This window comes from Rhodococcus sp. W8901 (assembly GCF_013348805.1).
GTDB lineage: Bacteria > Actinomycetota > Actinomycetes > Mycobacteriales > Mycobacteriaceae > Prescottella.
In genome coordinates, this window is the sequence record NZ_CP054690.1 from 578,974 (window position 1) to 604,772 (window position 25,799).

The window sequence follows — 25,799 nt, forward strand, 5'->3', positions numbered from 1 at the left end:
GCGTCCGATTCTTTCGTTCCTGTTCGTTCATCCGAGTTCATCCGAGTCACCCGGATCCGAGGAGGCCCATGTGAGAACCCGCTTCACGGAGATGTTCGGAGTCCGCTATCCGATCGTCCAGGGCGGAATGATGTGGGTGGGGCGTGCCGAGCTGGTCGCGGCCGTCGCGGAGGCCGGCGGACTCGGGTTCCTCACCGCGCTCACTCAGCCCACACCCGGCGATCTGGCGAAGGAGATCGAGCGCACGCGGCGTCTGACCGACAAGCCCTTCGGCGTCAACCTCACTATCCTGCCGTCAATTTCACCACCGCCGTACGCGGAGTACCGGCAGGTGATCATCGATGCCGGAGTTGGCATCGTCGAGACCGCCGGCGCCAATCCGGTCGAGCATCTGCCGCACTTCAAGGATGCGGGCATCAAGGTCGTCCACAAGTGCACCAGCGTGCGGCACGTTCCGGGGCTGATCCTGATCCCGGCGGCCGCCCGCACACTGCGCATCCCCGTCATCGCGTCGGGCGGGATTGCCGACGGCCGGGGGTTGGTGGCTGCGCTCGCGCTGGGTGCCGACGGCGTCAACATGGGCACCCGCTTCATGTGCACGGTGGAATCACCGGTGGCGCACCGGGTGAAGGAACAGATCGTCGCCAACAGCGAGCGAGACACCCGGCTGATCTTCAGGACGTTGCGGAACACCGCCCGGGTCGCCGCCAACGCGGTCAGTGACGAGGTGGTCGACATCGAATCGCGGGGATGCGAGTTCGCGGACATCCAGCACCTCGTTGCCGGCGCCCGCGGCAGGCGTGTGTTCGAGGAGGGGTATCTCGACGCAGGTATCTGGACCGCCGGACAGAGTCAGGGGCTGATCGACGACATTCCCACCTGCGACGTGCTGGTCCGGCGGATGATCGAGGAGGCCGAGGAGATCATCCGGGGACGGCTCACGGACTCGATCGAGGAAGGGGCTCGGGTATGACCACGACGACAGGCAGCGGCCTGCAGCAGGACCTGCGCGATTCGGTTCTGGAACTGACGATCGCGCGGCCCGAAAGGATGAACGCCGTCGACATGGCCACGATGCGCGATCTCGGTGCGGCCGTCCGCGCGGCCGGAAGCGATCCGAGTGTGCGGTCGATTCTCGTCACGGGGGCCCGTAGGGCCTTCTGCACGGGCGCCGATCTGGCTGCAGCCGCGGAAAATCCGGCCGATCCATCGGTCGTCATGGACGTGGCGAACGAGGTGATCCGAGCGATCGTGGAGGTTCCGGTTCCCGTCGTCGCTGCGGTGAACGGGCCGGCTGCGGGGGTCGGCGTGTCGATCGCGCTCGCCGCCGACCTCACCTATGCGGCGGACAGTGCGTACTTCCTGCTCGCGTTCGTCGGCATCGGTCTGATGCCGGACGGGGGATCGAGCGTGCTGGTTCCGGCCGCGATCGGTCGGGCGAAGGCCGCAGAGATGGCGTTGTTGGGCGAGCGGGTGTCCGCGGGCGACGCCGACCGGTTGGGTCTGGTGTCGCGCACGCTGCCGGACGACGACCTGATGGCGCACGCGCGCGGGGTCGCGTCGACACTCGCGGCGGGGCCGCGTCGGGCGCTCGAGCTCACGAAGCGGGCGCTCAACGCGGGCACGCTGGCCGCGCTCGACGAGGCGCTCGAGACGGAGAAGCGGGGTCAGTCCGAACTGCTCGTCTCCGCGGACTTCGCGGAGGGGGCGGCGGCGATGCTGCAGAAGAGGCGTCCGCACTTTCCGTAGGAAGTGGAATCTGTGTCTACTTTTCGAGGCGTTCCGGGCGCGGTATCCGACCGGCGGTTGTCGGACGATCGTCCGATAAGTGCAGGTTGCAAGGCATTGTCGGCGCCCGCGTGGCTGTCGTCGCCGGGGGCCGCCCGGGTCGGTACCTCTCGAGAATCCCAATTAACAAAGTGCTCACTGAAACTGCCCATAACATGTAATCTGCCTCACATCGAACCACGGGTCCGGTCAGGTCGGGAGGACCCGCCACGCACGAGAGGAACCTTGATGGTCACTTCCGCTGCTGTTCCCGCCGCCGCCCTGCAGGCGCGCCGGTTTCGTCGCAACAATTGGAACAATCAGGTCGCGCGGCACGCGGAGATGATTCCGGACCGGACCGCGCTCCGATTTCAGGGTGCGACCGTCACGTGGTCGACCCTGCACGAGCGGGTCGAGCGGGTCGCGGATGCGCTGTCCCGACGCGGTGTCGGCGCCGGCGATCGGGTGCTGATCCTGATGCTCAACCGTCCCGAGTACCTCGAGGTGGTGCTCGCAACCAACGCGGTGGGCGCCATCGCGGTTCCGGTGAATTTCCGGATGACCGTGCCCGAGGTTGCATTCCTGGTGCGCGACAGTGGTGCTCGCGTGGTGGTGGCGGACACGACCCTGGCGCCGCTCGCCGCGGCCGTGCGGGCCGAGGTCGAGGGACTGGAACTGTCCGTCACGGTCGGCGGCGACACCGAGCGGGGCGTACTCGGATACGAGGATCTGATCGCGGAGGAGGGTGCGCCGCGTCCGGAACTCGACATCCCCGACGACACGCCTGCACTCATCATGTACACCTCCGGCACCACCGGCCGTCCGAAGGGCGCCGTGCTCACGCACAGCAACATGGAAGCGCAGGCCTTGACGTGCATCCGCGCGTTCCAGTTGAACCGGCCTGACGACATCGGCTTCTGTGCCTCGCCGATGTTCCACATCGCCGCACTGGGGTCGATGGCGCCGAGTCTGATGCTGGGCCTGAGCACCGTGATCTACCCGGTCGGTGCGTTCGATCCGAACGCGCTGCTCGACGTCCTCGAGGGGGAGCAGGTCACCACGCTGTTCCTGGTGCCCGTCCAGTGGCAGGCCGTCTGTGCGATTCAGCAGGCACAGCCGCGAAAGCTGAAGCTGCGCGGTATTTCCTGGGGCGCGGCCCCCGCATCGGACACCGTACTGCGGTCCATGGCCGAGACCTTCCCGGACGCGTCGAACGTTGCGGTGTTCGGGCAGACCGAGATGTCGCCGATCACCTGCGTGCTCGACGGTGAGGACGCACTCCGCAAGCTGGGCTCGGTGGGCCGGGTGATCCCGACCGTCCAGGCCCGGGTCGTCGACGACGACATGAACGACGTCGCGCCCGGCGAGGTCGGGGAGATCGTCTACCGTGGGCCGACGATGATGCTCGAGTACTGGCAGAACCCGGCCGCCACCGCGGATGCGTTCCACGGCGGGTGGTTCCACTCGGGAGACCTCGTGCGCATGGACGACGAGGGTTTCGTCTACGTGGTCGACCGCAAGAAGGACATGATCATCTCCGGCGGAGAGAACATCTACTGCGCCGAGGTGGAGAACGCGCTGTTCGCGCATCCGAAGATCCAGGAGGCGGCCGTGATCGGCCGCCCGGACCCCAAGTGGGGCGAGATTCCGGTGGCGGTGATCGCCTTGCGGCCGGACGCCGGCGGAAGCCTCACGCTCGCCGAACTGCAGCCGTTCCTCGACGAGCAGCTGGCCCGCTACAAGCACCCGAAGGCGGTCGTGTGCGTGGAGGCGTTGCCGCGCAACGCGAGTGGCAAGGTCGTCAAGGGCGACCTGCGGGGCGGGGCGGCCGCCGTCGTGCAGGGCTGACGGCGCAGCCGACCGCGCGGGGGGGCCGCAGCGGTCTCGGGTTCGACACGGAACTGGGGAGGGCCGGCGAATGACGTACGAGTTACCCACCGCCAAGGGGCCGATGCAGGACGTCGCCCTCCAGAGCGGGTACCTCATCGGTTTCTCCGTGCAGGCTCTCGTCGCGCTCGTGCGGGCGCTGCTGCGCGGGCGACTCTCGCTCGGAGAAACGGTGACTCAGACGCTGTTCATCGGCCGCGTGAGTACCGGTCCCTCTCTGCTGCTGATGATTCCGATCGGGGTGTTCGTCGCGGTGTCGGTCGGTGAGTTGGCGGGGAGGATCGGCGCCGGCGGGTACTCCGGCGCGGTGGTGGCGTTCATCATCGTGGGACAGGCGTCGGCACTGGTGTGTGCACTGATGATGGCCGGGGTGGCCGGATCGGCTATCTGTACGGACTTGGGCTCGAGGAAGATTCGCGAAGAGATCGACGCGATGGAGGTCATGGGGATCGACGTGCTCGAGCGGCTCGTCGCGCCCCGTCTGGTCGCGGCTGTCGTGGTGTCGCTCGCGCTGTGCGCGATGGTCACCTTCGGCGGCGTGATGGCCTGCTACCTCTACCACATCTACGTCCAGCACCTGCCGGCCGGAACGTTCATGGCGACCTTCAGTCAGTACGGCCGCATGTCGGACTTCGTGATGGCGCTCGTGAAGGCCGCGATCTTCGCGCTCGCCTCGACGCTCGTCGCGACCTTCAAGGGTTTGCACGCCAAGGGCGGACCCCGTGGGGTCGCGGACGCGGTCAACGAGGCCGTGGTGATCGCGTTCGCGCTCGTGTTCATCGTGAACACCGCGCTGTCGGCGCTGTACACGGTGATCGTCCCGGCAGTGGGAGCGTACTGATGGTCGGCTTCGACACCAGGGTGCGATTACGCCGGGCCGTCCGGCCGGTATCCGCCGTGCTCGACGGTCTCGCCGATGTGGGCCGACACGTCACGTTCTTCTACCGCACCCTCGTCTCGCTGCCGTACGCGGCGACGCGGTATCGCAAGCACGTCCTCACGCAGATCAGCGAGGTCAGCTTCGGCACCAACTCGGTGCTGGCGGGCGGCGGGACGATCGGGATCGTGTTCGCGATGTCCCTCGCCGCCGCGATGATGCTCGGTGTCGAGACCCACCGTGGCCTCGAACTCATCGGCATGACAACACTTTCGGGGATGCTTTCGGCTATAGCGAACACCCGCGAACTCGCGCCGGTGGTGGTCGCGATCGCGCTGGCCGCCAAGGTGGGGACCGGATTCACCGCGCAGCTGGGCGCGATGCGGATCTCCGACGAGATCGACGCCCTCGACTCGATGGCGGTGCGGTCGATCCCGTTCCTCGCCGGCACCCGGGTGCTGGCCGCGATGGTGTGCGTCCTGCCGATCTTCATGATCGGTCTGCTCGCCAGCTACCTGTCGACGCGACTGGTGATCGTGTTCTGGGGCGGGGCCTCGGCGGGCACGTACGACTACTTCTTCCACCTGGCGTTGTCGCCGACCGATCTCGTGTACTCGGCGCTCAAGGCCATCGTGTTCGCGGGCGTCGTCGCCCTCGTGCACTGCTCGTACGGCTACTTCGCGTCGGGCGGCCCCGCCGGGGTGGGGCAGGCCGCCGGACGCGCGCTCCGGACCGCGATCCTCGCGATCGGCATCCTCGATGTGCTCATGACGTTCGCGCTCTGGGGCCTGGTGCCCACGATCCCCGGAATGGGGGTCTGACGTGGACGTGTACAGCCGTCGCCGAACAGCCTTCCTCGTGCGCGGCGCGATCGCTGTCCTGGTCGCAGTGGTGGCCGGCACCGCCATGGTGTTGCGGGGAACCGGTCAGTTGCACCGCGACCCGGAGGTGGTCGTCGCGATCCCGGCGTCGGCGGGACTCATCAGCGGGGAGGCGCCCGTCCGCTACAGCGGGGTCAACGTCGGCCGCATCTCGGGGATCGAGCCGGGCACCGAGTCGTCGGTCGTCCGGCTGCAGCTCGACGCCGACGCCATCGGACTGATCCCGGCGACCGTCACGGCCCGGGTGGTACCCCGCACGTTTTTCGGGGACATCTACATACAGCTCGTCGACGATCCGGGGCCCGCGGCGCTGTCGGAGACGAGCCTGTCCAACGGCGACGAGGTGCGCGTCGACACCGGGCCGGACGCGGTGGCGCTGTACGGCGTCTACACCAGGCTCGTCGACGTCCTGGACCGGATGCAACCGCAGAAGATGCAGGTGGCCCTGTCGGCGCTGTCGCAGGCCCTGGACGGACGCGGCGAGACGGTGGGCCGGATCGTCGGCCGGCTCGACGCCGCGTCGCGGACGCTCGCCCCGGCCGCGGAGACGTTCCTCGACGCGACCCCCGAGTTCCGGGCGGTGCTGCAGGCGTTGGACACCGCGACCCCGGACGTCGTCGCGACGCTGTCGTCGGCGGCGTCGGTGTCCAGGAGTCTGGTCGACAACCCGGATTCCCTGTCCGAAAGTCTCTCGGCAGCCGCGAGTTTCGCGCCCGTCCTGGCCGGATTCCTCGGTGAGCAGCGGGACCGGATCGTCACCGTCGTCGATTCGACCGGCGTGATTCTCGCGACCACCGCGGCGGACCCGACCGGGCTCGTCGACACGCTCGAGGGGGCGCGAACCTTCGGCGCGGCCGGCGCGCGGGTGTTCTCCACCGGCCACTTCGACATCACCGCCGTGCCGACGTTCGCGGATCCCATGCCCTACACGGCTGCCGACTGTCCTTCCTACGGCGCGCTGGCCGGGGCGTGTGGGCCCGTCGGCGTCGACGGCGGCGCCGACGAGCAGCAGGCGCTGCAGGTGCTGCAGGATCGGTTGCTCGGCGCGACAGCGGATTCGGAGCCTGCACAGAGTCCGGTGTCCACGCTCATGCTGGGCCCCCTGGTGCGCGGAACCGAGGTGCAGATCCGATGAAGGTGGCCCGGGTTCCGCTCGCGAAGGTGATCGGTTTCTGCGCGGTGGGTGTCGTGTGCGCCTCGTTGGTTGCGAACACGCTGTCGGTCCCGGTGCACGGTGCCACCGAGCGATACGCCGTCGAGTTCACCGATGTCGAGGGTCTCAACCAGGGCAATCCGGTGACGATGTTCGGGGTCCGGGTCGGCCGGGTCGACTCCATCGAGTTCGCCGACGCGGGCGGTGGCACCAGCAAGGCCGTCGTCGGGATCGAGGTGTCGTCGGACTATCCGCTCGACCGGAACGTCACCGCGGCCGTGCGGTACGGCGACATGCTCGGTGCCCGGTACCTCGCGCTCACCCCACCGCCGGGCGGCGCCGTCGAGGCGGTCGCGGCCGGTGCGTCGTCGGAGGCACTGGCGCCGGGTGGCGTCGTCCCCCTCGAGCGGACCACACCGCCGGTCGACCTCACCGCCCTGATGAACGGATTCGCGCCGCTGTTCGACGCACTCGACCCCGCCGAGGTCAACACGCTGACCCGCGGCTTCGTGGAGACCTTCGACGGCGGTGGGGCGACGGTCGCGACGCTGCTCGACCGGATCGGGACCCTCACCACCGATCTCGCGAACCGCCGGGGTGTGTTCGAGGAACTGCTGTCGAACATGAGCACCCTGATGGGATCGGTGAACTCGCGCCAACCGCAACTCGAGGAACTCGTCACCGGTCTGCGTGATCTGAGCACCTCGGTGGCCGGCAGCAACGATCAACTGGCGGCCTTGTTGGACAACGGGAATCGCGCGGTGGCGTCGCTCGCGGACGCCCTCACGCACTCGCAGGGCGCGTTCGGCAGTTCGATCACCGACCTCACATCGGTCACCGATGCCTGGATCGCGGACACCGATGCGTTCGAACGCTTCGTCGCACAGATGCCCCAGTTCGCGGATGGGGTGAACCGGATCAGCAGCTACGGCGGGTTCGTCAGCCTCTACCTGTGCAACTTCGTCCTGAAGGTCGGCGACGTGGAGGCGAACATCTTCGGTACCACCCATTCGGAGGTGTGCCGATGATGTTCCCCGTCCGGATCATCGACGTCGTCGTCGGGGTGTGGCTGTTCGTCTTCCGTGGTGAGCGCCGCCCCGGTGCGGGCACTCCGCTGGCGCTGGGCACCGTCGGCATCGTGCTGTTGGTGGCCGGTCTCGCGGCGGCGATCGGCATACCCAAGGTGTGGTACCTGGCCCGGACCAGCCCGTACACGGCCGAACTGGCCAATGCCAGCGGCCTGTCCGGCGGCGACCCCGTCTACGTCGCGGGCGTGCCCGCCGGACGCGTCGAGGGCATCGACCTCGCGGGTGATCATGTGCGCGTGGACTTCCGGCTCGACAACGGACAACCGCTCGGGAACCGGACCACCGCCACCGTGCGGCTGAAGACGGTGCTCGGCAAGCGGTACCTCGAGGTGGTCCCTGCCGGGATTGTCGACGAGGCTGCGTCCGACGGGGCGGCGGCGAACCTCATCCCGCTCGCCCGGACCACCGTGCCGTACAGCCTCGACGACGTCAGCCGGGACGCCACCGATGCGTCGACTCGGATCGACGCGAAGTCGTTGGAGGCGATGATGACGACGCTGTCCGAAGTGATGCCGGACGACCCCGAGCAGCTCGGCAAGGCTCTCGCGGGTATCAGCGGAGCGTCCGCGGTCGTCGCGCAGAACGCCGAGCAGATCGACCAGTTGCTGACCATGTCGCGCTCGCTGTCGGATCTGGCCGTCCGACAGAGCGACTCGCTGACTGCGACGGTGGCGAACGCACAGACCATCGTCCGCACCCTGGCGGTGCGCAAGGAGGTGCTCACCCGGTTGGTCCAGAATCTCCGGTCCGTGCTGTCCACCCTCGCGACCACCTACACCGAACACGAGGAGGAGTTCGGGCAGATGACCACCAACCTGGTCGAGGTGACGGACACGTTGCAACGCAACGCCGATCACATCGACCAGATCCTGACCCGGCTGCCGCGGGCACTGCGCGCGGCCACCGACGCGACGGGCAACGGATCGTGGACCGACGTCACCGCCCCCGCCGCCGTGGTCCCCGACAACATGCTGTGCATGCTCGGCGTGATGCAGGGCTGCCGATGAGTGCCCCCCACCGACGGATCTCCGGCCGGATCGTGCTCGCGCTGGTCGTGGTGATCACGGTGGCGGCCGGCGCCTGGTTCGTGTTCGCGGGGACCGACCGCACGAAGACCGTGCACGTCGACTTCGCGTACGTCAACGGTCTCTACCCGGGCAGCGACGTGACGGTGCTCGGGGTACCTGTCGGCACGGTCACCACAGTGGAACCGCTGGGTACCCACGTCCGGGTGACGGCGTCGGTGCCCGACACCGTCGACCTGCCGGCGGACGCGCACGCGTACGTGCTCAACCCCTCGGTGATCAGCGATCGGCACCTCGAGTTCGGCCCGGCCTACCGCGGCGGCCCGAAACTCGAGGACGGTGCGGAGATACCGCTCGAGCGCAGCCACGCACCGATCGACTTCGACGGCCTGATGGGCAGCCTCAGCACGCTCACCGAGGCGCTGGGACCGGACGGCGGCGACGCGGGCGAGCTGCTGTCGCGGGCCGCGACCGGGATGAGCGGTCGCGGTGACGACTTCAACCGTGCGGTCCGGAACCTCGGCGCCGCAACGGGTGTCGTGGGCGCGCGCAGTGAAGACATCGGAGCCGTGGTCGAGAACCTGAACACGCTCATGGTCCAGCTCGACGAGCGGCAGGTGAGCCTCGACGCGCTGGTGTCCGACCTGGGTGCGCTCGGCGACGAATGGGCGGCCCAGGACCTCGACATCTCCCAGCCGCTGCAGGATCTGGCGACCGTCTTCGACCAGATCGACCGCTTCACCGCTGAACACGGCGACGACGTGGGGGTGATCTCGCAGAACATGGCGACCCTCGGTGACGCGCTCGCCGCGAATCGGCCGGGCCTGGCCGAGTTCATGGACCTGGTGCCGCTGCTGATGCAGAACCTGTCGAAGACCGTCGGACCCGACGACCGCGGCCGGATCCGGCTCGACATCTCCACCGCGCTCACCCAGTTCGCGGTTGCGCAGCCCCTGTGCGAGCAGTACCCGATGCCGCTGTGCACGGGCGCCGGCTTCACCAATCCGATCTCCTTCCCGATCAGCGCATCCGACCCGTTGGGTCTGGCCACGCTGCTCTCGGGAGGTTCCGCGCCGATCGGGGGGAACTGATGCGGCGCCGAGGAATCGTGACGGTTGCTCTGGCCGGAGCCCTGGCCGCCACCGGGTGCGGCACCGGCATCCAGGACCTGCCGCTGGGGCGGTCCGTGCCCGGCGACAACTACACCGTGAGCGTCCAACTCGCGCACGCCGACGGACTGCTCCTCGGTGCCGACGTCCGCCACGGACAGCGCGTGATCGGTCGGGTCGCGCACCTGTCCACCGACACCGTCGGAGCGGTCGTGGACCTGAACCTGACGTCGTCGGTCGAGCTGCCCGACAACGTCGAGGCCGCGGTGGAGCTGCCGTCCGCGCTGGGCAGTCCGTTCATCCGGCTCCGGGAGCCCGAGCAGCCGTCCGGAACCGCGCTGTCCGACGGCGACGTGATCGCTCTGTCCCGCACCGAGATCGGGCCGCAGATCGAGAGCGCGCTCGCCACCCTGGGCGCGGTCCTGACCGGTAGCGGCTTCGACCAGTTGCAGACCGTGATCGGCGAACTGAACGCCGCCTTCGACGGACGACCCCAGCAGGTCCGGAACCTGCTCGACACGGTCACCGCCCTGACCGGGACGGCGACGCAGCACCAGCAGGACTTCGATGCCGCGACCGATCTCGCTGCGGACATCTCGCGCCAACTGGTGGCGCAGCTGGACGTCATCGACGGGTTCCTCGACACCGCGCCCGAGACGGTGACCATCCTGGCGGGACAGCGGGATCGCATTGCTTCCCTGCTCGATTCGAGCGCACGGCTGGCCGAGCACGTGGACTTCGTGACGTCGCAGTCGTCGACCGGCCTGGGTGCGGTGCTCGGTGACACTGCGACAGTGCTGGCATCGCTGCGCTCGTACAACTCTCGCATCGGCGAGACCCTCGCGAACATGAACAGCTTCCTCGGGAACTTCGATCGTGCGGCCAAGGGTGACTATCTGATGTTCGACGGCACCCTCGACATCCCCGCCGGCATCGAGAACCTGATCACCGGCGGGACGGCCGCACTGCCGCCCGAGGCAGGGTCGATGCGCTCGCTGTTGTCGGGAGGTATCGGATGAGGCGCGTCGTGCTGGTCCAGCTGATCCTGTTCGCGCTGACGGCCGCAGTGGTCGTGCCGTTCGGTATCGCGTACGTGGCCGGTCCACGCGCCTTCGGAGACCCGATCCGACTGCATACGAACATGTCCGACGCACTCGGGCTCACCGCGGGAACGACCGTCACCTACCGCGGCGTGCAGGTCGGGAAGGTCGCGTCGGTGGCGCTCGACGCCGAACACGGCGGTGCGCGTGTCGAGTTCGACCTCGATCCGGGGACCCGGATCCCGCAGGACAGCATCGCAAAGGTCGGGATGGGGACCGTTGCCGGCATCCAGAACGTCGACATCTTCCCGAACACCGCCGCCGGGCCGTATCTCGAGGACGGCGACACCCTGGCCGCGCCACAGGATCAGCAGCCCGTCCAGATGGACCAACTGATGGGGGACGCCGCGAGGCTGCTCGGCAGTATCGACCCCGACGCCGTCAGCACCCTCGGCACCGAGTTGGGCGCATCCTTCGAGGGGCTCGGGCCCAGCCTGACCGGACTGATCGACGACGGCGACCGGCTCACCGCTCTGCTCGAACGGCAGGCACCCGAACTGCGCTCACTGCTCACGCGCACCGCGAGCCTGGTGGGGACGATGGCAGAGGCCTCCGATTCGTTCGTCCGCGGGATGGGTGCGGCGCGCACCTTCACCGGCCAACTCGACGACAACCGGCCGGTCCTGGTGTATCTGGTCGACCGTTCGCCCGAGGCGCTCACCCGCACCAGGGAACTGTTCGACCGGTACCACGACACCTTCGGTGCGCTGCTGGCGAATCTCGCGACGGTCACCCCGGTCATCTCCGACAGACATGACGCACTGGCCGCGGGACTCGACGAGATCCCCGAAGGGCTCGGCAAGCTCGAATCGATCGTCAAGGGGGACCGGGCGGAGTTCGCGCTCGTCGGTACGCAGGGGCCCGTGTGCAACTTCGACACGACCCGTCGCGCCGTGGGCGCCCTGACGCCCACCGAGCCGAACCTCACGCTGTACTGCCCGCCCGGAACCGACATCGCGCAGCGCGGATCGCGAACGGCCCCACGCCCCGACGATCTCGGGCTGCAGAACGCGACGACGCCGGGAACGGTCATCGGCCCGCCGATGGTGCAGGACCCGATCCTCGTCCCCACCGGGGTCGAGGCGCTCGACCAATGGAACCAACTGCTGGAGGAGCTCGGAGATGGCGAACGATAAGCCGGACAACGGCGACGACACCGCGACCACCGGTGCGGTTGCCACGGCGGCGCAACCGGTGGTGGACGCGGCCGCGGACACGAGCGAGCCGTCTTCGACCGACCGGCGCCGGTTCGGGATCGTCCCCGTCGCGATCCTGGCGGTTCTGGCCGTCGTCCTCGGAGCGGTGGCGGGCTGGCAGTGGTGGGAGCAGCGGCAGCTCGATTCACTGCGCGACGCGGCGATCGACACCACCGGTGACTACGCGCAGACGATGGCGTCGTTCGACTACCAGAACCTGGACGCGAACCGCGACAAGATCGCGGGGATGTCCACGCCCGAGTTCACCGGCAAGTACAACGAGATGGTCGACGCGTTGCGGGCACTCGTCACCGACGGTCAGGGGCAGGCGACGGCCACCGTCACGAACATCGGTGTCCAGAGCCTCGACGATTCGAGTGCGGTGATGCTGGCCTTCGTCGACCAGGAGGCGAAGAACGTGATTGCCCCCGAAGGCAAGTCGCAGAAGTACCGGATGGTCGTGATGCTCGAACGGGACGGCGATCGCTGGGTCGTCGACAACGTCGAGACCAAGTAGCCACGGGCAGCGGAGGGGTCTCATGCCGACCAACTATCTGGACCTCGCGGGCGCCGAGCCGCGACTGACCAACGAGCGCACCCGGATTCGCATCGCGACCGCGCCGCGCCGGGCACGCGGCCCGGCCCGGATCTCCGATGCCCTCGACTTCTGGTCGTTCGCCGGCGGCGCGGCGAACGTCGTGATGCAGCTGTCGTGGCCGGAGGTGGGACACGGGGTCGCGGAGAGCAAGGTCGAGTCCGGCAGTCTGGTCAAGCATCCGTGGAAGCGTGCCCGCACCACGTTCACGTACCTGTCGGTGGCGATCCTCGGCACCGACGACGAGTGCCGTGCCTACCGGGAGGCGGTGAACGGCGCCCACCGGTACGTGCGGTCGGACGAGAACAGTCCGGTGACCTACAACGCCTTCCACCGGGAACTGCAGTTGTGGGTTGCGGCATGCCTTTTCATCGGGTTCGAGGACACTCACCAGCTGCTGCACGGGAAGATGACGCCCGCGCAGGCCGAGGAGTTCTACCGCTCGTCGTCGACCCTGGGCACCACGCTGCAGGTCACCGAGGACATGTGGCCGGCCACGCGCGCCGACTTCGACCGGTACTGGAACATCGCCTGCGAGCGGGTCGCGATCGACGACACCGTCCGCGGATACCTCACCGATCTGATCGGACTGCGGATGGTGTCGTGGCCGCTGCGACTGGTGTTCGGTGACCTGCTGCAGTTCCTCACCGCCGGATTCCTGGCGCCGCTGTTCCGGGAACAGCTCGGGCTGGAGTGGAGCGAGGACGATCGCCGCCGGTTCGAGCACCTGTTCATCTTCGTCGCGTTCGTCAACCGCTTCGTTCCCCGATTCGTCCGGCATCTGCCGAGTCGGGTGCTGATGCGCGACCTGCAACGTCGGATCCGGCGCGGCAGGCGACTCGTGTAGGTGCAGGCCGTGCCGACGTCGGCACGTTCCGGTGTTGCGCGCTGTGCGCGGGCATTCGTCCGGTTTGATAGAGGGCGCAGGGTGCCCAGCGCCCCAGACCGGAACAGAGGACGAAGGTTTGACCGAGTCGCAGCAACCGGTAAAGACCGATGGTGCCGCCATCGACTACTTCGAGCCCGACGATCGATGGGTTCCCGTCGATCGACGATGGTTGGGCCTCGACCGCAGGACCATCGCTCCGACGCTGGTCGTCCTGGCGTTCGTCCTCATCATGGCCACGATCCTGCCTGCGATCGACGACGCGACCCCCTACGACGACCGGGTGGCCGCGGGCGACGTCATGGAGGTCGAGGGCGGCGTGACGTTCGTTCCGGCCGCGGACTGGGGAATCACCTCGGGCGTGCGGGTCGGCGACAAGCCGACTTCCGGGTCGTACCCGCCCTCGGCAAAGGTTGTGGACGGCGACGTCTCCTTCGCGGTTCGCAGCGCTCCGTTCACCGGGGATGCGGCCGGGCTCCTCGACCAGATCAGGCAGACGACCGAGGCGCTCAATGGTGCCAACGGATTCCAGGTCGCCGGCGACCCGGCCGACATCACGACCGCGGACGGCGGCCGCGGTGTGCTGGCGCGGTACTCGGGCACGACGTCCGACGGCGTCATCGCGGCGTTCGTGTTCGACGGGATCGGTGTCGAGGTCGTCGCCGTCGGCCCCTCGGAGATCGACCACGATCAGTCCTCGGACATCGGACGCATGATCTCGAGCATCAGTCACAGGCAGGGAGAAGGCGCGTGAGCACCACCGAGACGATCGACGAGCTGCAGCAGTCCCGCGTCGCGGCGATCGACAACTCCGGCTGGGGTCGCTCGTTCGCGTTCTATCAGCCACGCAACGCCGCCTTCTGGGTGTACCTGCTGTTGGTCGCCAGCGGAATCCTGACCTTCTTCGCGATGCTCGCCACTTCGTCGGGCGCGTACGGTCGGGCGATTGCCGTCGCAGCCGTCTCCTTCACCGTGTACGGGGCGGCGTTCTGGTGGTTCACCCGGCACATCGACCGGTACGCCCGCCAGCCGCTGAAGCTGATCGTCGTCGCGTTCCTGTGGGGTGGATTCGCCGCTACGTGGGTGATGGCGGCTACCGCCAACGATGCCCTGCTGGCCCTGTACGCGAAGGTGTTCGGGCAGGCGTGGTCGCTCGACTGGGGAGCCGGTCTCGCCGCGCCCTTCACCGAGGAGGTCGCCAAGGGGATCGGCCTGCTGCTCCTCGTCTCGTTGGCGCCGAGACTGGTGCGAACCGCCTTCGACGGCTTCATCCTCGGCGCATTCCTGGGCCTCGGATTCCAGATCATCGAGGACATCGTCTACGCGTTGAACTCCGCCGGGTCGCAGTTCGGGGCCAACCAGGTGGAGGCCGCCATGTCGACGGTCTGGCTGCGCATGGCCACCGGAGTCACCGCACACGTCCTCTACAGCGCGATCTTCTGCGCCGGCCTGGTCTACCTGATGGGGCGTCCGGGCGAGCCGCGCCGGGCGGGAAGAGGACTGGCGCTGATGGCGTGCGCGATGCTGCTGCACGGCGTCTGGGATTCCGCCGGGGCGATCACCCGCGGCAACGGTGCGCTGATGCTGGTGATGATCGTCGGGATGATCCTGGTCGGGCTGTACGTCGTGGTTCGCGTCTTCAAGATGACGGTTCCGCGCGAGCGCGAGTACCTGCGGCACGTCATGGCGCCCGAGGTGGCGAACGGTGTGATCACCGATGCCGAACTCGAGGCGATGTGTGGCGACCGCAAGGCGCGCAGGGCGTTCCGGAAGGCTCCGGACACCCACCACGAACGCAAACGCGCCGGTTTCGTCCTCGAGGCGGCCGGGGACCTGGCGGACGAGTTGGCGGGGTCTCGCGGAACCGACACCGGCCGCGTCGAATTCGCGCGATCCGAGGTTCGGCGGATCCGTGCCGGCGTCCCCTCGGCGAATCCGTAGGTTCCACCCTGAAACGAACGGTCGTGTTGCCCCGAGTGCTCCTGCCGGCGACGCCAGGAGCACACGGGAACTCCGATAACACTCAGGTCACATTGTTCAGGAAACAGTCACAAATTGGATCGGCCCGTTCGAGGCATTGCGGCGCGCCGGTCCGCGCGTAGTATTAGCAGTGCGGATCGAGTGAGTAATCGGTAACGGTGAAAGGCTCGTGAAACAGAGATCCGGCCGAGGGTGTGAAAGCATTCCCGGCCGAACCCCTGTCTGGGGACCTTTCCCTCGTCGGCGTCGATCCGACTCAGCGCACCCGCAACCGTTCGCGGCGCAGCTGCTCCACCTCGGGCAGATCCAGCGGCGCCAACTCGTCCACCCCGAGGGCGCGCTTCAGCAGCAGGTCCGCCAGCTCCGGATTCCGTGCGAGTACCGGTCCGTGCATGTAGGTGCCGATCACCGAGCCCTGCGTGACGCCTTCGAGTCCGTCGCCGACGCCGTTGCCCACGCCGTGGGTCACCCGGCCCACGGGCTCGGCGTCGGCGCCGAGAGTCGTTCCACCGCGGTGGTTCTCGAATCCCGACAGGGGAGCGGTCAGACCGTCGATCAGCGGCGTGGTGATGACCTCGCCGATCGAGCGCGTGGCCTGCGGGGTGGTGGTGGCGTCGAGCATCGAGACGCCCTCGACGCGCTCGCCGGCCGACGTCTCGTACCAGTGCCCGAGCACCTGGATCGCCGCGCAGATCGCGAGCACGGGTGCGCCACGCTCGGCGGCGCGCTGCAGGCCCGGATAGGTGTTGAGGTGGCGGGTCGCGAGGCGCTGCGCCGAGTCCTCGGCGCCACCGAGGGTGTAGACGTCGAGGGAGTCGGGGACGGGATCGCTGAGCGTGATGTCGACGATCTCGGCGTCGTATCCGCGCATGCGCAGGCGCTGCCGCAGGATCAGGGCGTTGCCGCCGTCGCCGTAGGTGCCCATGACGTCGGGCAGGACCAGGCCGATGCGGACCGTCGACTCAGACATCGCGGCTGTTCTCCTTCGCGATCGCGGTGTTGAGGTCACGGAACGCCGTGTAGTTGGCGAGTACCTCGACCCGTCCGGGCGGGCACGACGCGATCGCCTTCAACGGGTCCGGCTCGAGCGTGTGCTCGACGCCGGCGTACGTCAGGCGGACCGCGAGGTCGGTGCCGCGCTCACCGGCGGCGACGACCTTGACTCCCTCGAAGTGCTCGAAGCGCACGTCCCACAACCACGACAAATCCTCGCCGTCGGGGACCTGGCCGTTGACGGCGATGACGAGGCCGTCGACGCTGTGGTCGATCATCGACAGCGCCTCCTGCCAGCCGGCCGGGTTCTTCGCCAGCAGCATGTGCACGGAGTGCGCGCCCACCTGCACGGTGCTGTAGCGGCCGGCGACCTCCTCGACGATCGATGCGGCGGCCACGGCGTCCTCCGCCTTCGCCCCCATCGCGACGGCGGCGGCGACGGCCTGGGCCGCGTTGCCGCGGTTCGCCCTGCCCGGCAGCGTCAGCTTCATCGGGAGCACAAGCCCGTCGGGGCCGTACAGGTTGTCGTCGTCGAGCCACCAGTCCGGCGTCGGACGCGCGAAGTCGGAGCCGGTGCTGCGCCAGTTCGGGCCGTCCCACACGATCGGCTCGCCGGTGCGCGGGCAGCTCACCGAATCGCTGGCCCAACCGCTGCCCGCGGCCACCCAGATCACGTTCTTGCAGTCGTAGGCGACGGAGGTGACCAGCACGTCGTCGCAGTTCGCGACCACGATCGTGTCGGGGTGCCGTTCGAGGCCGGCGCGCAGCTTGCGCTCGATCATGTTGATCTCGCCGACCCGGTCCAGCTGGTCGCGGCTGAGGTTGAGCAGCACCACGACTTCGGGGTTCACGGCGTCGGACACGTGCGGGACGTGCAGCTCGTCCACCTCGAGGGCCGCGAGCGGGGCGTTCACGCGCGCGGTGAGCGCGGCGACGATACCGGCGTCCATGTTGGCGCCGTCGGCCTGCGTCGCGACCTCGTCGAGCGTCGCCAGCGCCGCCGCGGTCATGCGGGTGGTGGTCGACTTGCCGTTGGTGCCGGTGATCACCACGCTGCGGCGTCCGCGACCCAGTTGCTCCATCAGGGTCGGGTCGATCTTCAGCGCGATCAGGCCGCCGATCATCGAGCCCTTGCCGCGTCCGGCCTTCTGCGATGCCCACGCCGCAGCGGCCGCGGCACGCAGGGCGAGGCGTCCGCGCAGACTGATCCGAGTGCTAGTTCCCACGTGCCGAGTTTTCCACAGGCCGATCGGGGACGCCGCCCGGCGCCGGGCGGCCGCTCCGGAAACGGCGATGCCGCGCTCCCGATCGGGAGCGCGGCATCACGAAAAGCCGAGCGACGAGTGCCGCGTGGACCCGCGAGTGCCCAGGTCAGCTGGCGAGAGCCTTGGCCTTGAGCGCCTGGAACTCCTCCTGCGTGATGGTGCCGGAGTCGAGCAGCGACTTGGCGTCGGCGATCTGCTCCGCGCCGGACTTACCGGCCACCTGGCGGATGTAGGAGTCCTGCGCGTCCTTCATGTGCTGTGCGGAAGCGATGGACCGCTTTGTCATGTCGTCGCCCTTGACGATCAGGTACACGAGGGCGGTGATGAACGGGAGGATGATCAGGAAGACCACCCAGATTGCCTTGACCCAGCCGGAGCTCTTGTGATCCCGGAACAGGTCCGTGATGATCGAGAACAACAGCATCAGGTAGGCGACGAACGCGAAGCTGACGAGAATCACCCAGAGAAAATCCCAGAAAGAGTCCATGCGGACGGCTCCATTCACGTGTTCGGTCGAGAGTGCAACTGACTGTGACACAACGGCCGCCGCAATTGGGTCATTCGTTGTAGGTGAAATCCGCGTCACGATCTCGACGGCCGCGATTACCGTCGGATTCCGCGTTCGTCGGCCTCCCGCATCGGCCTGAGCGCCCACTCCTCGTCGGCTTCCGCGGAAACCCGCGGCTCGCGTCGAGGAATGGGCGCTCAGCTCAATTGCGGTGCGGTTGCGCCGCACGACCCAGGAGCGCCGCCGCGATACCCGCTACGAATCGGAATCCCATGCCGAAGAAGGGGCCGCACCCTCACGGATGCGGCCCCTCTCGAGGAGTTCGGAAAACTCAGTGCGCCCGGTTGACCGCCGAGACGACGGCCCGCAGCGACGCAGTGGTGATGGAGGTGGCGATGCCGACGCCCCAGACGACCTTGCTGGTGCCGTCGGGCAGGGTCACCGCGCACTCGACGTAGGCCGCGGCCTGGGCGTCGTCACCGGCGGACATCGCGTGCTCGGAGTAGTCCAGGACGCGGACGTCGAAGCCGATGGTGCCCAGTGCATCGACGAACGCGGCGAGCGGACCGTTGCCGGACCCGGAGATCTCCTGCTCGGCCCCGTTGACCTTGACGACCGCGGTGATCGCGTCGGTGCCGCCGTCCTCCTCGGACGCCGTCACCTTCTGGCGCATGCGCTCGAGCGGGTTGACCGGGGCCAGGTACTCCTCGGAGAACACGTCCCAGATCTCCTTCGGGGAGACCTCGCCGCCCTCTCCGTCGGTGATCTTCTGGACGGCCTGCGAGAACTCGATCTGCAGACGACGCGGCAGCTGCAGGCCGTGGTCGGCCTTCATGATGTAGGCGACGCCGCCCTTGCCGGACTGCGAGTTCACGCGGATCACGGCCTCGTAGGTGCGGCCCACGTCCTTGGGGTCGATCGGCAGGTAGGGGACCTCCCACACGATGTCGTCGACATCGGCGTTCTGGTCGTCGGCCGCGGCCTTCATCGCGTCCAGGCCCTTGTTGATCGCGTCCTGGTGGCTGCCCGAGAACGCGGTGTAGACCAGGTCGCCGCCGTACGGGTGCCGCTCGTGGACGGGCAGCTGGTTGCAGTACTCGACCGTGCGACGGATCTCGTCGATGTTCGAGAAGTCGATCTGCGGGTCGACGCCGCGCGTGAACATGTTCAGACCCAGTGTCACCAGGCACACGTTGCCGGTGCGCTCGCCGTTGCCGAACAGGCAGCCCTCGATGCGGTCGGCGCCGGCCTGGTAGCCCAGCTCGGCGGCCGCGACACCGGTGCCGCGGTCGTTGTGCGGGTGCAGGGACAGGATGATGCTGTCGCGCTTGGTCAGGTTGCGGTGCATCCACTCGATGGAGTCGGCGTACACGTTGGGCGTGGCCATCTCGACGGTGGCCGGCAGGTTGATGATCACCCGGTTGTCGGGGGTGGCGCCCAGGGTCTCGACGACCGCGTCGCACACCTCCTTGGCGTACGACAGCTCGGTGCCGGTGTACGACTCGGGCGAGTACTCCCAGCGCCAGTTGGTGTCGGGGTGGTTCTTCGCCTCCTCGAGCACCAGCGCGGCGGCGTCGGTGGCGATCTTCTTGATCGCGTCCTTGTCGGCGCGGAACACGACGCGACGCTGCAGGATCGACGTCGAGTTGTAGAAGTGCACGATCACGTTCTTCGCGCCGTCGCAGGCCTCGAAGGTGCGCTTGATCAGCTCGGGACGGGACTGCGTCAGCACCTGGATGGTGACGTCGTCCGGGATCGCGTTGTCCTCGATGATCTCGCGGACGAAGTCGAAGTCCGTCTGGCTCGCGGACGGGAAGCCGACCTCGATCTCCTTGTAGCCCATCCGGACCAGCAGCTCGAACATGCGGCGCTTGCGGGCGGGGCTCATCGGGTCGATCAGGGCCTGGTTGCCGTCGCGCAGGTCCACGGCGCACCACTGCGGGGCGCGGTCGATGACCTTGTCGGGCCAGCTGCGATCCGGCAGCGAGACAGTCTCGACCTCTTCACCGAACGAGCGGTAGCGGAAAGTCGGCATCGACGAGTTCTTCTGGGTGTTCCAGATCGGCTGGTCAGCAGGCGCCGGCTTGGACGGCGGAGTGATGGTGCGCGATCCGGAAGTAAAGGCGTCAGCGGGGGACATGGGATTGATCTCCAAGTTCGAATGTGGACTTTATGAGTCCGACAGCTGAGTCGACCGGCGCACGAGAGAACCCCGCGACGGGAAGCCAGTCTGGATCAGACCCCGCCGCGGCACCCAAGGAGGAGTGCGCGCTGCATAGCTGGCACTGTACTCCTGCGTCTCTCCAGCACGCGCGGAGTGGGGAGCAAATTCACACCGAGGGCGGGGTCGACGTGGTCGACTGTGCGCATGACAGCACAGCTCGACGCGGCCCGCTCGTATGTGGCCGCCCTGCTCAGCCACGACGGAGATTCGGTGCCGTACGCGCCGAACGCGGTGCGTTACGAGATGGGCCTCAAGACGGGCCTTTCAGGAAACCACCTGCGCCGCAGCCTTTCGCGTGGCCCACAGTTCCGGGTGATCCGCGCAATCCGTGACGAGCAGTATCGAGTGGAGGGCGACGAGGTAGTGGCCGACTACCTGATCGACGCCGGCATGTTCGGTCGCACACTCGCCACCGCGCACGTTCACGAGACGTTCGTCATCCCCGCCGACGACCCGCGCATCCACCGGATCGAGGCGAAGATTCGACTGGTCGGCCGGTAGACGCGCTGGACATCATCCGCGGCGAGTGAGGACGCGGACCGCTCCGCTGCGCAGACTGGCCGACATGTCCGATGTGCGCGGGGCGGTGCGGGGATGGATTCGTGCGCGTCTCCCGGAGCGGAAGTCCTTCAAGGCCGACTTCGTCGCGGGAATCCCCGGTGCGATCAGCAGCGTGCCCGACGGCATGGCGTCCGGTGTGCTTGCCGGCGTGAGCCCGGTCCACGGGCTCTACGCGAGCTTCGCGGGTCCCCTCTTCGGTGGTATGCAGACCAGCACCAAGCTGATGGTGATCACCACCACCAGCGCCGCCGCCCTGGCCGCGGGATCGGCGGTGGCCGACATCCCCGAAGAGGATCGGTCCGGGGCGTTGATCCTGCTCACGCTGATGGCCGGTGTCGTGATGGTCGCGGCAGCGCTGCTGCGCCTCGGCCGCTACACGCGATTCGTCTCGCACTCGGTGATGACCGGTTTCCTCACCGGCATCGCGGTGAACATCGTGCTCGGGCAGGTCCCCGGTCTCGCGGGCGCCGACGCGAGCGGGTCCGTCGCGGTCGCCAAGTTCTTCGACGTGGTGTCCAACCCGTCGAGCATCGACTGGCGTTCCCTGGTGACGGGCGTGACGGCGCTGCTGCTGTCCGTGGTCCTCGCCCGCACGCGGCTGGCGCTGTTCGGCGCGCTGATCGCGCTGATCGCGCTGATCGCGCTGATCGCGCTGGTCGTGCCGAGTGCGATCGTGATCGGGTTCGGCTGGGGCACTCGTGGACCGCGTGTCCGACGTCGGCACCATCCCCACCGGCCTGCCGCTACCCAGCCTGCCCGATCTGGGGCTCTTGTCACCCTCGCTGGTGAGTGGGGCACTCGCGGTCGCGGTGATCGTGCTCGTGCAGGGCGCCGGGGTGGCCGAGGCGGCACCGAACCTGGACGGCAGCCGGTCGCAGGCTGACGTGGACTTCTCGGCGCAGGGCATCGGCAACATCGGCTCGGCCTTCTTTCGGGGGCATGCCGGTCGCCGGCTCGGTCGGGCAGACGGCGCTCAACGAGACCGCGGGCGCGCGCAGCCGCTGGGGCGCCGTCTGGTCGGGCATCTGGATGCTCATCATCCTGGTGTTGTTCTCGGGGCTGGTCGGGAAGGTGCCGATGCCGACGCTCGCCGCGGTGCTGGTGTTCGCCGCGGTCGGCTCCATCCGGCCGAGCCGGATCCGGACGATCCTGCAGTCCGGCCCGAGCTCGCAGATCGCGCTTGCGACCACCTTCGTTGCGACACTGTTTCTTCCGGTGACCGCCGCGGTCGGAATCGGCGTAGCGCTGTCTTTGCTGTTACAGCTCAACCAGGAGGCCATCGACCTGTCGGTGGTGGAACTGGTGCCCGGTTCGGACGGCGCTCTGCGCGAGCAGCCCGCCCCGCGCGCCCTGGCCGACGGGCAGATCGTCGTCCTCGACGTCTACGGCAGCCTCTTCTATGCCGGCGCCCGGACACTGCAGGCTCGGCTGCCCGATCCGGGTGGAGCGGTGAATCCGGAAGTGATCCTGCAACTTCGGGGTCGTACCACGCTGGGTGCGACGTTCTTCTCCGTCGTCCGTGACTACGCGAAGCGCCTCGACGCAGCCGGTGGGCGGGTGTATCTGAGCGGCGTCGGCGAGGGCGCCTCGCGGTACTGGGACGACGAGCGGTTGGCCGGTCAGGGAATCGCGTTGGAGATCTACCCGTCGACCGACACCATCGGGGAGTCGACGCGTCACGCGTTCGCCGCGGCGGAGAATCGCCTGGTGCGGGTGACCGAACGCCACGACGGTTGAGCTGAAACGACTCAGTCCGGCAGGCGCCGCATCTCGATGACGGTGAGTCCCAACGAGTCGAATCGCGCGAGCATGCCACGCAGTTCGGTGGGGCTGCGGACGGGGCCGTAGAGGGTGGTGTGGGCGCGAGCCGTCTCGGACACCTGCAGTTCCGGAAAAGCCGCGAGAACCCGTTCGGACAGTTCACCACCGACGAGGAACGCGTAACGCACGGTGGCCGGCCAGCCCGGATCGGATTGCGCCATGACGCCTCCCTCGGCATGTCAGGTGAACTGCCCCGACCGGGTCGCGGAACCCGGTCTTCCGAGGATGCCGTCGTGCGGTCCGGGTCACCTCACCCATCGATGGTGAATCCCGATCAGAGCAGTCCGCGCGTGTGCGCGGCGGCGACCGCGTCGCGCCGGGTGGTGACGCCGAGTTTGCGGTAGATCCCGCGCAGGTGGGTCTTGACGGTGTTCACCGATACGCAGAGGTCGTTCGCAATCTGCTCGGCAGTTCGCCACGACGGAAGTTCGCCGAGTAGTTCGAGTTCCCGGGGAGTCAGCGCCTCGGTGGGCCCCGACTCGCGGGCCGGGAGCGACGCGACGACGCGATCCGCGAAACCTCCGAGGTGTCCAAATCTGCCTTGGCTGTTCAGTAGCAGGTCTCGAATTGACGGGTCGACGTCATGGAACGGGCGCAGCACCGACTCGGGTTCGGCGAGTCGCAGCGCCTCCGCCAAGGAGGAGTGGGTACGAGCGCGGTGTCCGCGCCGGTGCGCCGCCACAGCCTCGGCGAGCCACGCAGTGATCAGGTTCGTTGCTGCAATGCACATCAGGTTGCCGTCGAGCACCGGGACGAGCAGCTTCCGGGCCCGCTCGAAGTGCTGGTCGTGCAGGTGCGCGAGCGCATCGATCACCACCGCGTCCCCGGTCCCGGGGAGCGCGACAGCGGAACGGGCGACGCATTCGTTGGCCCACTGTGATTCGCCCCCAAGCAGATAGGCCGAATGGATCGAGGGCAATACAGCGGCCGCGATGCCCGGCGGCGGCCGGTGTCGACTCGATCCGCCACCCGCATGGATCGCGGCCACCGACCCGTGTCGATCCTGCGACGTGGCGAGTCCGAACAGGGCGGCGAGGGACGATGCGGCCCGGGCCAGGTCGGTGTCGAGGTCCACCAGCGCCACCGTGGCAGTGCCGGCGGACTCGGTCGCGTCCTCGAGCCGGATCCATCGGCACCACGCGCCGAGCAGGACTGCCAGGTGGGTCTCGACATCGTGCGTCAGCTCCGCGTCGCGGCCCAGTTCGACTGCCTCGTCAGCGAATTCTGCTGCCTCGGAAACCCTGCCGCGACAGACGGATGCCGCCGCGAGGGCGGCGAGAGCATGCAGTACCGTGCGCGGGCTCCGGCCGGCCCGCGCGTGCGCGAGCGCTCGGCGCAGCGGGCCTTCGGCCCCAGCGGCGTCTCCCTGGTAGAGCCGCCCACGCCCCAGTTGGAGCAGGACGAACGCGTCCAGTTCGGGATCGCCGGTGGTCCCGGCATCGACGAGGGACAGGCGCGCGAGTGCGGGAGTGAGGTCGCCGGTCCGGATCGCCGCCTGCACGCGCAGGGATTCATGGAGCAGACGCTGACGATCCGCGGTTCCATCGAGCGGCGGCCAACTCGGTTCCAGCGCTGCAAGTGTGGACTCGGCGGCAGGTGTGTTGCCGATGGCAAGGGCGGCCGCGGCGTCCGCCAGTCGGGCCGCGGGATGATCCCGCACCGACCTCGACGCTCGCGCGAGGAGCCGTTGGACGGTCTCACCATGGCCGTTCTGCACCAGGGTGAGGCCGGATTCGGACAGGACCCCGACTACGTGGTCGTGATCGCCGGCGTTGATGCCGTGTTCGAGTGAGAGCAGAGCATCGCCGAACTCGGTGTACCACTGGGCGGTTGCCTGCTCCAGTTGTGCCACAGCCTTCGCGCCGAGGCGCGTCGTTTCCGCGCGCAGGTAGCTTCGGAGGAGCGGGTGGTATCGAAAGACTGTGGGGGACTCCTCGATCCGGCTGAGGAGGCAGTTCTGATGCTCGAGTCGATCAGTGATGTCGTGTGCATCGGTGTAGCCGGTGAGCTGTTCGGCCAGTGCGACAGTGAAGGTGGCGGGTACCGATGTGTAGAGCAGGAACTCGCGTTCTCGGGGTTCGAGCCCTTCGAGGACCTGTTCGAAGAGGTAGTCCGCCACCGCGCGTCGATCGCCGGTGAAGTTGGCGATCAGTCCGGCGGGATCGGGGTGGCCTGCGAGCGACATTCCCGCCAGTCTCAATCCTGCCGCCCACCCCTCGGTGCGTTTCATCAGCGCGGCGAGATCAGTGTCAGGAAGGTGCACATCGTGTTCGGTCAGCAGTTCGGCAGCTTCGTCCGCGGTGAAGGCGAGATCCCGGAAGTCGAGGTCGAACACCTTGCCGTCGAGTCGCAGGCGCTGAACGGCAAGGGGCGGTTCGAATCTGCCGGCGATGACGATTCGGAGGCGGGCAGGGGGAGCGCGCAGGAACGACTCGAGATCCGCGAGCGCATCGGGGTCGTGCAGCAGGTGTGCGTCGTCGATGACGAGGCGGATCGGATCGGCGAACTGTCTCAGCGCCTCACCGATCGGAAACCGTTGCGCGGGAGACGGCGGCGGCAATCCCCGGCAGATGCGGCGCAACTCGGGATCGCCCGCGTTGACGAGCGCTGCGACGAGCGTGTCGTGCAGTACGTGCGAGTCGTTGTCGTGGTCGTCGACCGTGGCCCAGGCGGTGATCGGTTGTCCACCGTCGCTGCGCGCTCGACGAGCCCAGCCGGACAGTAGGGTGGTTTTCCCTGAACCTGCAGGGGCGCAGGCCAAAGCGACGTGCACGGCGGTCGGACCCTCGAAGGCGGCGTCGAGCGCATCCGCGAGCCGTTCCCGAAACACGATCCGATCGCTCCGGAACGCTGGAATATCAGCGCCCGCAGCGCAACTCCTGA

At 68.2% G+C, this 25,799-nt stretch carries 23 protein-coding genes and 2 pseudogenes; 19 read left to right on the forward strand and 6 right to left on the reverse strand.

The features are described from left to right. The first annotated feature begins 70 nt into the window (after nt 1–70). The 15 genes from HUN07_RS02625 to HUN07_RS02695 all read left to right on the forward strand — a co-directional run bounded on the left by HUN07_RS02625 (nt 71) and on the right by HUN07_RS02695 (nt 15,505). Nucleotides 71–973 (forward strand): NAD(P)H-dependent flavin oxidoreductase, encoded by a 903-nt coding sequence (locus HUN07_RS02625; RefSeq protein WP_174907761.1) that lies wholly within the window; start codon nt 71–73, stop codon nt 971–973. Beyond that, nucleotides 970–1,749 carry an enoyl-CoA hydratase gene (locus HUN07_RS02630; protein ID WP_174907763.1) on the forward strand — a complete coding sequence of 260 codons (780 nt, stop codon included), beginning with the start codon at nt 970–972 and terminating at the stop codon, nt 1,747–1,749. Before HUN07_RS02625 ends, HUN07_RS02630 begins: the two co-directional genes overlap by 4 nt. A 267-nt stretch (nt 1,750–2,016) precedes the next feature. Then, nucleotides 2,017–3,615, forward strand: coding sequence for a fatty-acid--CoA ligase FadD5 (gene fadD5, locus HUN07_RS02635; RefSeq protein WP_174907765.1), 1,599 nt, complete (start codon nt 2,017–2,019; stop codon nt 3,613–3,615). A 70-nt stretch (nt 3,616–3,685) separates the two neighbouring features. Beyond that, nucleotides 3,686–4,495 carry an MlaE family ABC transporter permease gene (locus tag HUN07_RS02640; RefSeq protein WP_114721226.1) on the forward strand — a complete coding sequence of 270 codons (810 nt, stop codon included), beginning with the start codon at nt 3,686–3,688 and terminating at the stop codon, nt 4,493–4,495. Continuing rightward, nucleotides 4,495–5,352, forward strand: coding sequence for an MlaE family ABC transporter permease (locus tag HUN07_RS02645; RefSeq protein ID WP_174907767.1), 858 nt, complete (start codon nt 4,495–4,497; stop codon nt 5,350–5,352). The genes HUN07_RS02640 and HUN07_RS02645 overlap by 1 nt, the downstream gene beginning before the upstream one ends. Before the next feature lies 1 nt (nt 5,353). After that, on the forward strand, nt 5,354–6,547 hold the full coding sequence (locus HUN07_RS02650) for an MCE family protein (protein ID WP_174907769.1): 1,194 nt from the start codon (nt 5,354–5,356) through the stop codon (nt 6,545–6,547). Further along, a complete protein-coding gene (locus HUN07_RS02655) occupies nt 6,544–7,593 on the forward strand; it encodes an MCE family protein (protein WP_174907770.1) in 1,050 nt (349 codons plus the stop codon). Before HUN07_RS02650 ends, HUN07_RS02655 begins: the two co-directional genes overlap by 4 nt. Then, nucleotides 7,593–8,660, forward strand: coding sequence for an MCE family protein (locus tag HUN07_RS02660; protein ID WP_174914368.1), 1,068 nt, complete (start codon nt 7,593–7,595; stop codon nt 8,658–8,660). The genes HUN07_RS02655 and HUN07_RS02660 overlap by 1 nt, the downstream gene beginning before the upstream one ends. Beyond that, nucleotides 8,657–9,769 (forward strand): MCE family protein, encoded by a 1,113-nt coding sequence (locus tag HUN07_RS02665; RefSeq protein WP_174907772.1) that lies wholly within the window; start codon nt 8,657–8,659, stop codon nt 9,767–9,769. Before HUN07_RS02660 ends, HUN07_RS02665 begins: the two co-directional genes overlap by 4 nt. A 17-nt stretch (nt 9,770–9,786) precedes the next feature. Then, on the forward strand, nt 9,787–10,806 hold the full coding sequence (locus HUN07_RS02670; RefSeq protein WP_254622758.1) for an MCE family protein: 1,020 nt from the start codon (nt 9,787–9,789) through the stop codon (nt 10,804–10,806). Then, nucleotides 10,803–12,023 (forward strand): MlaD family protein, encoded by a 1,221-nt coding sequence (locus tag HUN07_RS02675; RefSeq protein WP_174907775.1) that lies wholly within the window; start codon nt 10,803–10,805, stop codon nt 12,021–12,023. Before HUN07_RS02670 ends, HUN07_RS02675 begins: the two co-directional genes overlap by 4 nt. Next, a complete protein-coding gene (locus tag HUN07_RS02680) occupies nt 12,010–12,600 on the forward strand; it encodes a mce associated protein mas1a (protein WP_254622759.1) in 591 nt (196 codons plus the stop codon). The genes HUN07_RS02675 and HUN07_RS02680 overlap by 14 nt, the downstream gene beginning before the upstream one ends. A gap of 22 nt (nt 12,601–12,622) precedes the next feature. Further along, entirely contained in the window at nt 12,623–13,525 is a 903-nt protein-coding gene (locus HUN07_RS02685) for an oxygenase MpaB family protein (RefSeq protein WP_174907777.1), read from the forward strand. Nucleotides 13,526–13,643: 118 nt separating this feature from the next. Then, complete coding sequence (locus tag HUN07_RS02690; protein WP_254622760.1) at nt 13,644–14,318, forward strand: hypothetical protein; 675 nt, start codon at nt 13,644–13,646, stop codon at nt 14,316–14,318. Further along, nucleotides 14,315–15,505 carry a PrsW family intramembrane metalloprotease gene (locus tag HUN07_RS02695; protein WP_254622761.1) on the forward strand — a complete coding sequence of 397 codons (1,191 nt, stop codon included), beginning with the start codon at nt 14,315–14,317 and terminating at the stop codon, nt 15,503–15,505. The genes HUN07_RS02690 and HUN07_RS02695 overlap by 4 nt, the downstream gene beginning before the upstream one ends. 295 nt (nt 15,506–15,800) lie before the next feature. Here the strand turns inward: HUN07_RS02695 and HUN07_RS02700 are convergent, their stop codons facing one another. The 4 genes from HUN07_RS02700 to leuA all read right to left on the reverse strand — a co-directional run bounded on the left by HUN07_RS02700 (nt 15,801) and on the right by leuA (nt 20,450). After that, complete coding sequence (locus HUN07_RS02700; protein WP_114721209.1) at nt 15,801–16,514, reverse strand: type 1 glutamine amidotransferase; 714 nt, start codon at nt 16,512–16,514, stop codon at nt 15,801–15,803. Continuing rightward, on the reverse strand, nt 16,507–17,763 hold the full coding sequence (locus HUN07_RS02705) for a Mur ligase family protein (RefSeq protein WP_114721207.1): 1,257 nt from the start codon (nt 17,761–17,763) through the stop codon (nt 16,507–16,509). Before HUN07_RS02705 ends, HUN07_RS02700 begins: the two co-directional genes overlap by 8 nt. 145 nt (nt 17,764–17,908) lie before the next feature. Further along, entirely contained in the window at nt 17,909–18,289 is a 381-nt protein-coding gene (locus HUN07_RS02710) for an SHOCT domain-containing protein (RefSeq protein WP_114721205.1), read from the reverse strand. Between the two features lie 352 nt (nt 18,290–18,641). Further along, nucleotides 18,642–20,450, reverse strand: coding sequence for a 2-isopropylmalate synthase (gene leuA, locus HUN07_RS02715; RefSeq protein WP_174907778.1), 1,809 nt, complete (start codon nt 20,448–20,450; stop codon nt 18,642–18,644). A 228-nt stretch (nt 20,451–20,678) separates the two neighbouring features. On the opposite strand from leuA, the gene HUN07_RS02720 reads away from it, so the two are divergent. The 4 genes and pseudogenes from HUN07_RS02720 (at nt 20,679) to HUN07_RS26770 (ending at nt 22,832) form a co-directional block, all read left to right on the forward strand. Continuing rightward, nucleotides 20,679–21,035: a hypothetical protein gene (locus HUN07_RS02720; protein ID WP_114721200.1), complete on the forward strand. Its 357-nt coding sequence runs from the start codon at nt 20,679–20,681 to the stop codon at nt 21,033–21,035. A gap of 184 nt (nt 21,036–21,219) precedes the next feature. Then, nucleotides 21,220–21,720: pseudogene (locus tag HUN07_RS26760) on the forward strand (SulP family inorganic anion transporter); the annotation flags it as partial. 82 nt (nt 21,721–21,802) lie between these two features. Further along, nucleotides 21,803–21,961 (forward strand): annotated as a pseudogene (locus tag HUN07_RS26765) (hypothetical protein); the annotation flags it as partial. A gap of 73 nt (nt 21,962–22,034) precedes the next feature. Beyond that, on the forward strand, nt 22,035–22,832 hold the full coding sequence (locus HUN07_RS26770; protein WP_254622762.1) for a SulP family inorganic anion transporter: 798 nt from the start codon (nt 22,035–22,037) through the stop codon (nt 22,830–22,832). Nucleotides 22,833–22,843: 11 nt separating this feature from the next. On the opposite strand, the gene HUN07_RS02730 is transcribed toward HUN07_RS26770, so the two are convergent. After that, nucleotides 22,844–23,077 (reverse strand): hypothetical protein, encoded by a 234-nt coding sequence (locus HUN07_RS02730; protein WP_174907780.1) that lies wholly within the window; start codon nt 23,075–23,077, stop codon nt 22,844–22,846. A gap of 113 nt (nt 23,078–23,190) precedes the next feature. Then, the gene (locus HUN07_RS02735; protein ID WP_254622763.1) at nt 23,191–25,746 is read right to left on the reverse strand and encodes a LuxR C-terminal-related transcriptional regulator; all 2,556 of its coding nucleotides are present in this window, start codon (nt 25,744–25,746) and stop codon (nt 23,191–23,193) included. Between the last annotated feature and the right edge of the window lie 53 nt (nt 25,747–25,799).

Bases quoted from the DNA above. Each gene is read 5' to 3' on its own strand.
- HUN07_RS02660 (WP_174914368.1), top strand. From the start codon at position 7,593: ATGTTCCCCGTCCGGATCATCGACGTCGTCGTCGGGGTGTGGCTGTTC.
- HUN07_RS02640 (WP_114721226.1), top strand. From the start codon at position 3,686: ATGACGTACGAGTTACCCACCGCCAAGGGGCCGATGCAGGACGTCGCC.
- HUN07_RS02665 (WP_174907772.1), top strand. From the start codon at position 8,657: ATGAGTGCCCCCCACCGACGGATCTCCGGCCGGATCGTGCTCGCGCTG.
- HUN07_RS02720 (WP_114721200.1), top strand. From the start codon at position 20,679: ATGACAGCACAGCTCGACGCGGCCCGCTCGTATGTGGCCGCCCTGCTC.
- fadD5 (WP_174907765.1), top strand. From the start codon at position 2,017: ATGGTCACTTCCGCTGCTGTTCCCGCCGCCGCCCTGCAGGCGCGCCGG.
- HUN07_RS02630 (WP_174907763.1), top strand. From the start codon at position 970: ATGACCACGACGACAGGCAGCGGCCTGCAGCAGGACCTGCGCGATTCG.
- HUN07_RS26770 (WP_254622762.1), top strand. From the start codon at position 22,035: ATGCCGGTCGCCGGCTCGGTCGGGCAGACGGCGCTCAACGAGACCGCG.
- HUN07_RS02645 (WP_174907767.1), top strand. From the start codon at position 4,495: ATGGTCGGCTTCGACACCAGGGTGCGATTACGCCGGGCCGTCCGGCCG.
- HUN07_RS02675 (WP_174907775.1), top strand. From the start codon at position 10,803: ATGAGGCGCGTCGTGCTGGTCCAGCTGATCCTGTTCGCGCTGACGGCC.
- HUN07_RS02710 (WP_114721205.1), bottom strand. From the start codon at position 18,289: ATGGACTCTTTCTGGGATTTTCTCTGGGTGATTCTCGTCAGCTTCGCG.
- leuA (WP_174907778.1), bottom strand. From the start codon at position 20,450: ATGTCCCCCGCTGACGCCTTTACTTCCGGATCGCGCACCATCACTCCG.
- HUN07_RS02655 (WP_174907770.1), top strand. From the start codon at position 6,544: ATGAAGGTGGCCCGGGTTCCGCTCGCGAAGGTGATCGGTTTCTGCGCG.
- HUN07_RS02685 (WP_174907777.1), top strand. From the start codon at position 12,623: ATGCCGACCAACTATCTGGACCTCGCGGGCGCCGAGCCGCGACTGACC.
- HUN07_RS02730 (WP_174907780.1), bottom strand. From the start codon at position 23,077: ATGGCGCAATCCGATCCGGGCTGGCCGGCCACCGTGCGTTACGCGTTC.
- HUN07_RS02680 (WP_254622759.1), top strand. From the start codon at position 12,010: ATGGCGAACGATAAGCCGGACAACGGCGACGACACCGCGACCACCGGT.
- HUN07_RS02700 (WP_114721209.1), bottom strand. From the start codon at position 16,514: ATGTCTGAGTCGACGGTCCGCATCGGCCTGGTCCTGCCCGACGTCATG.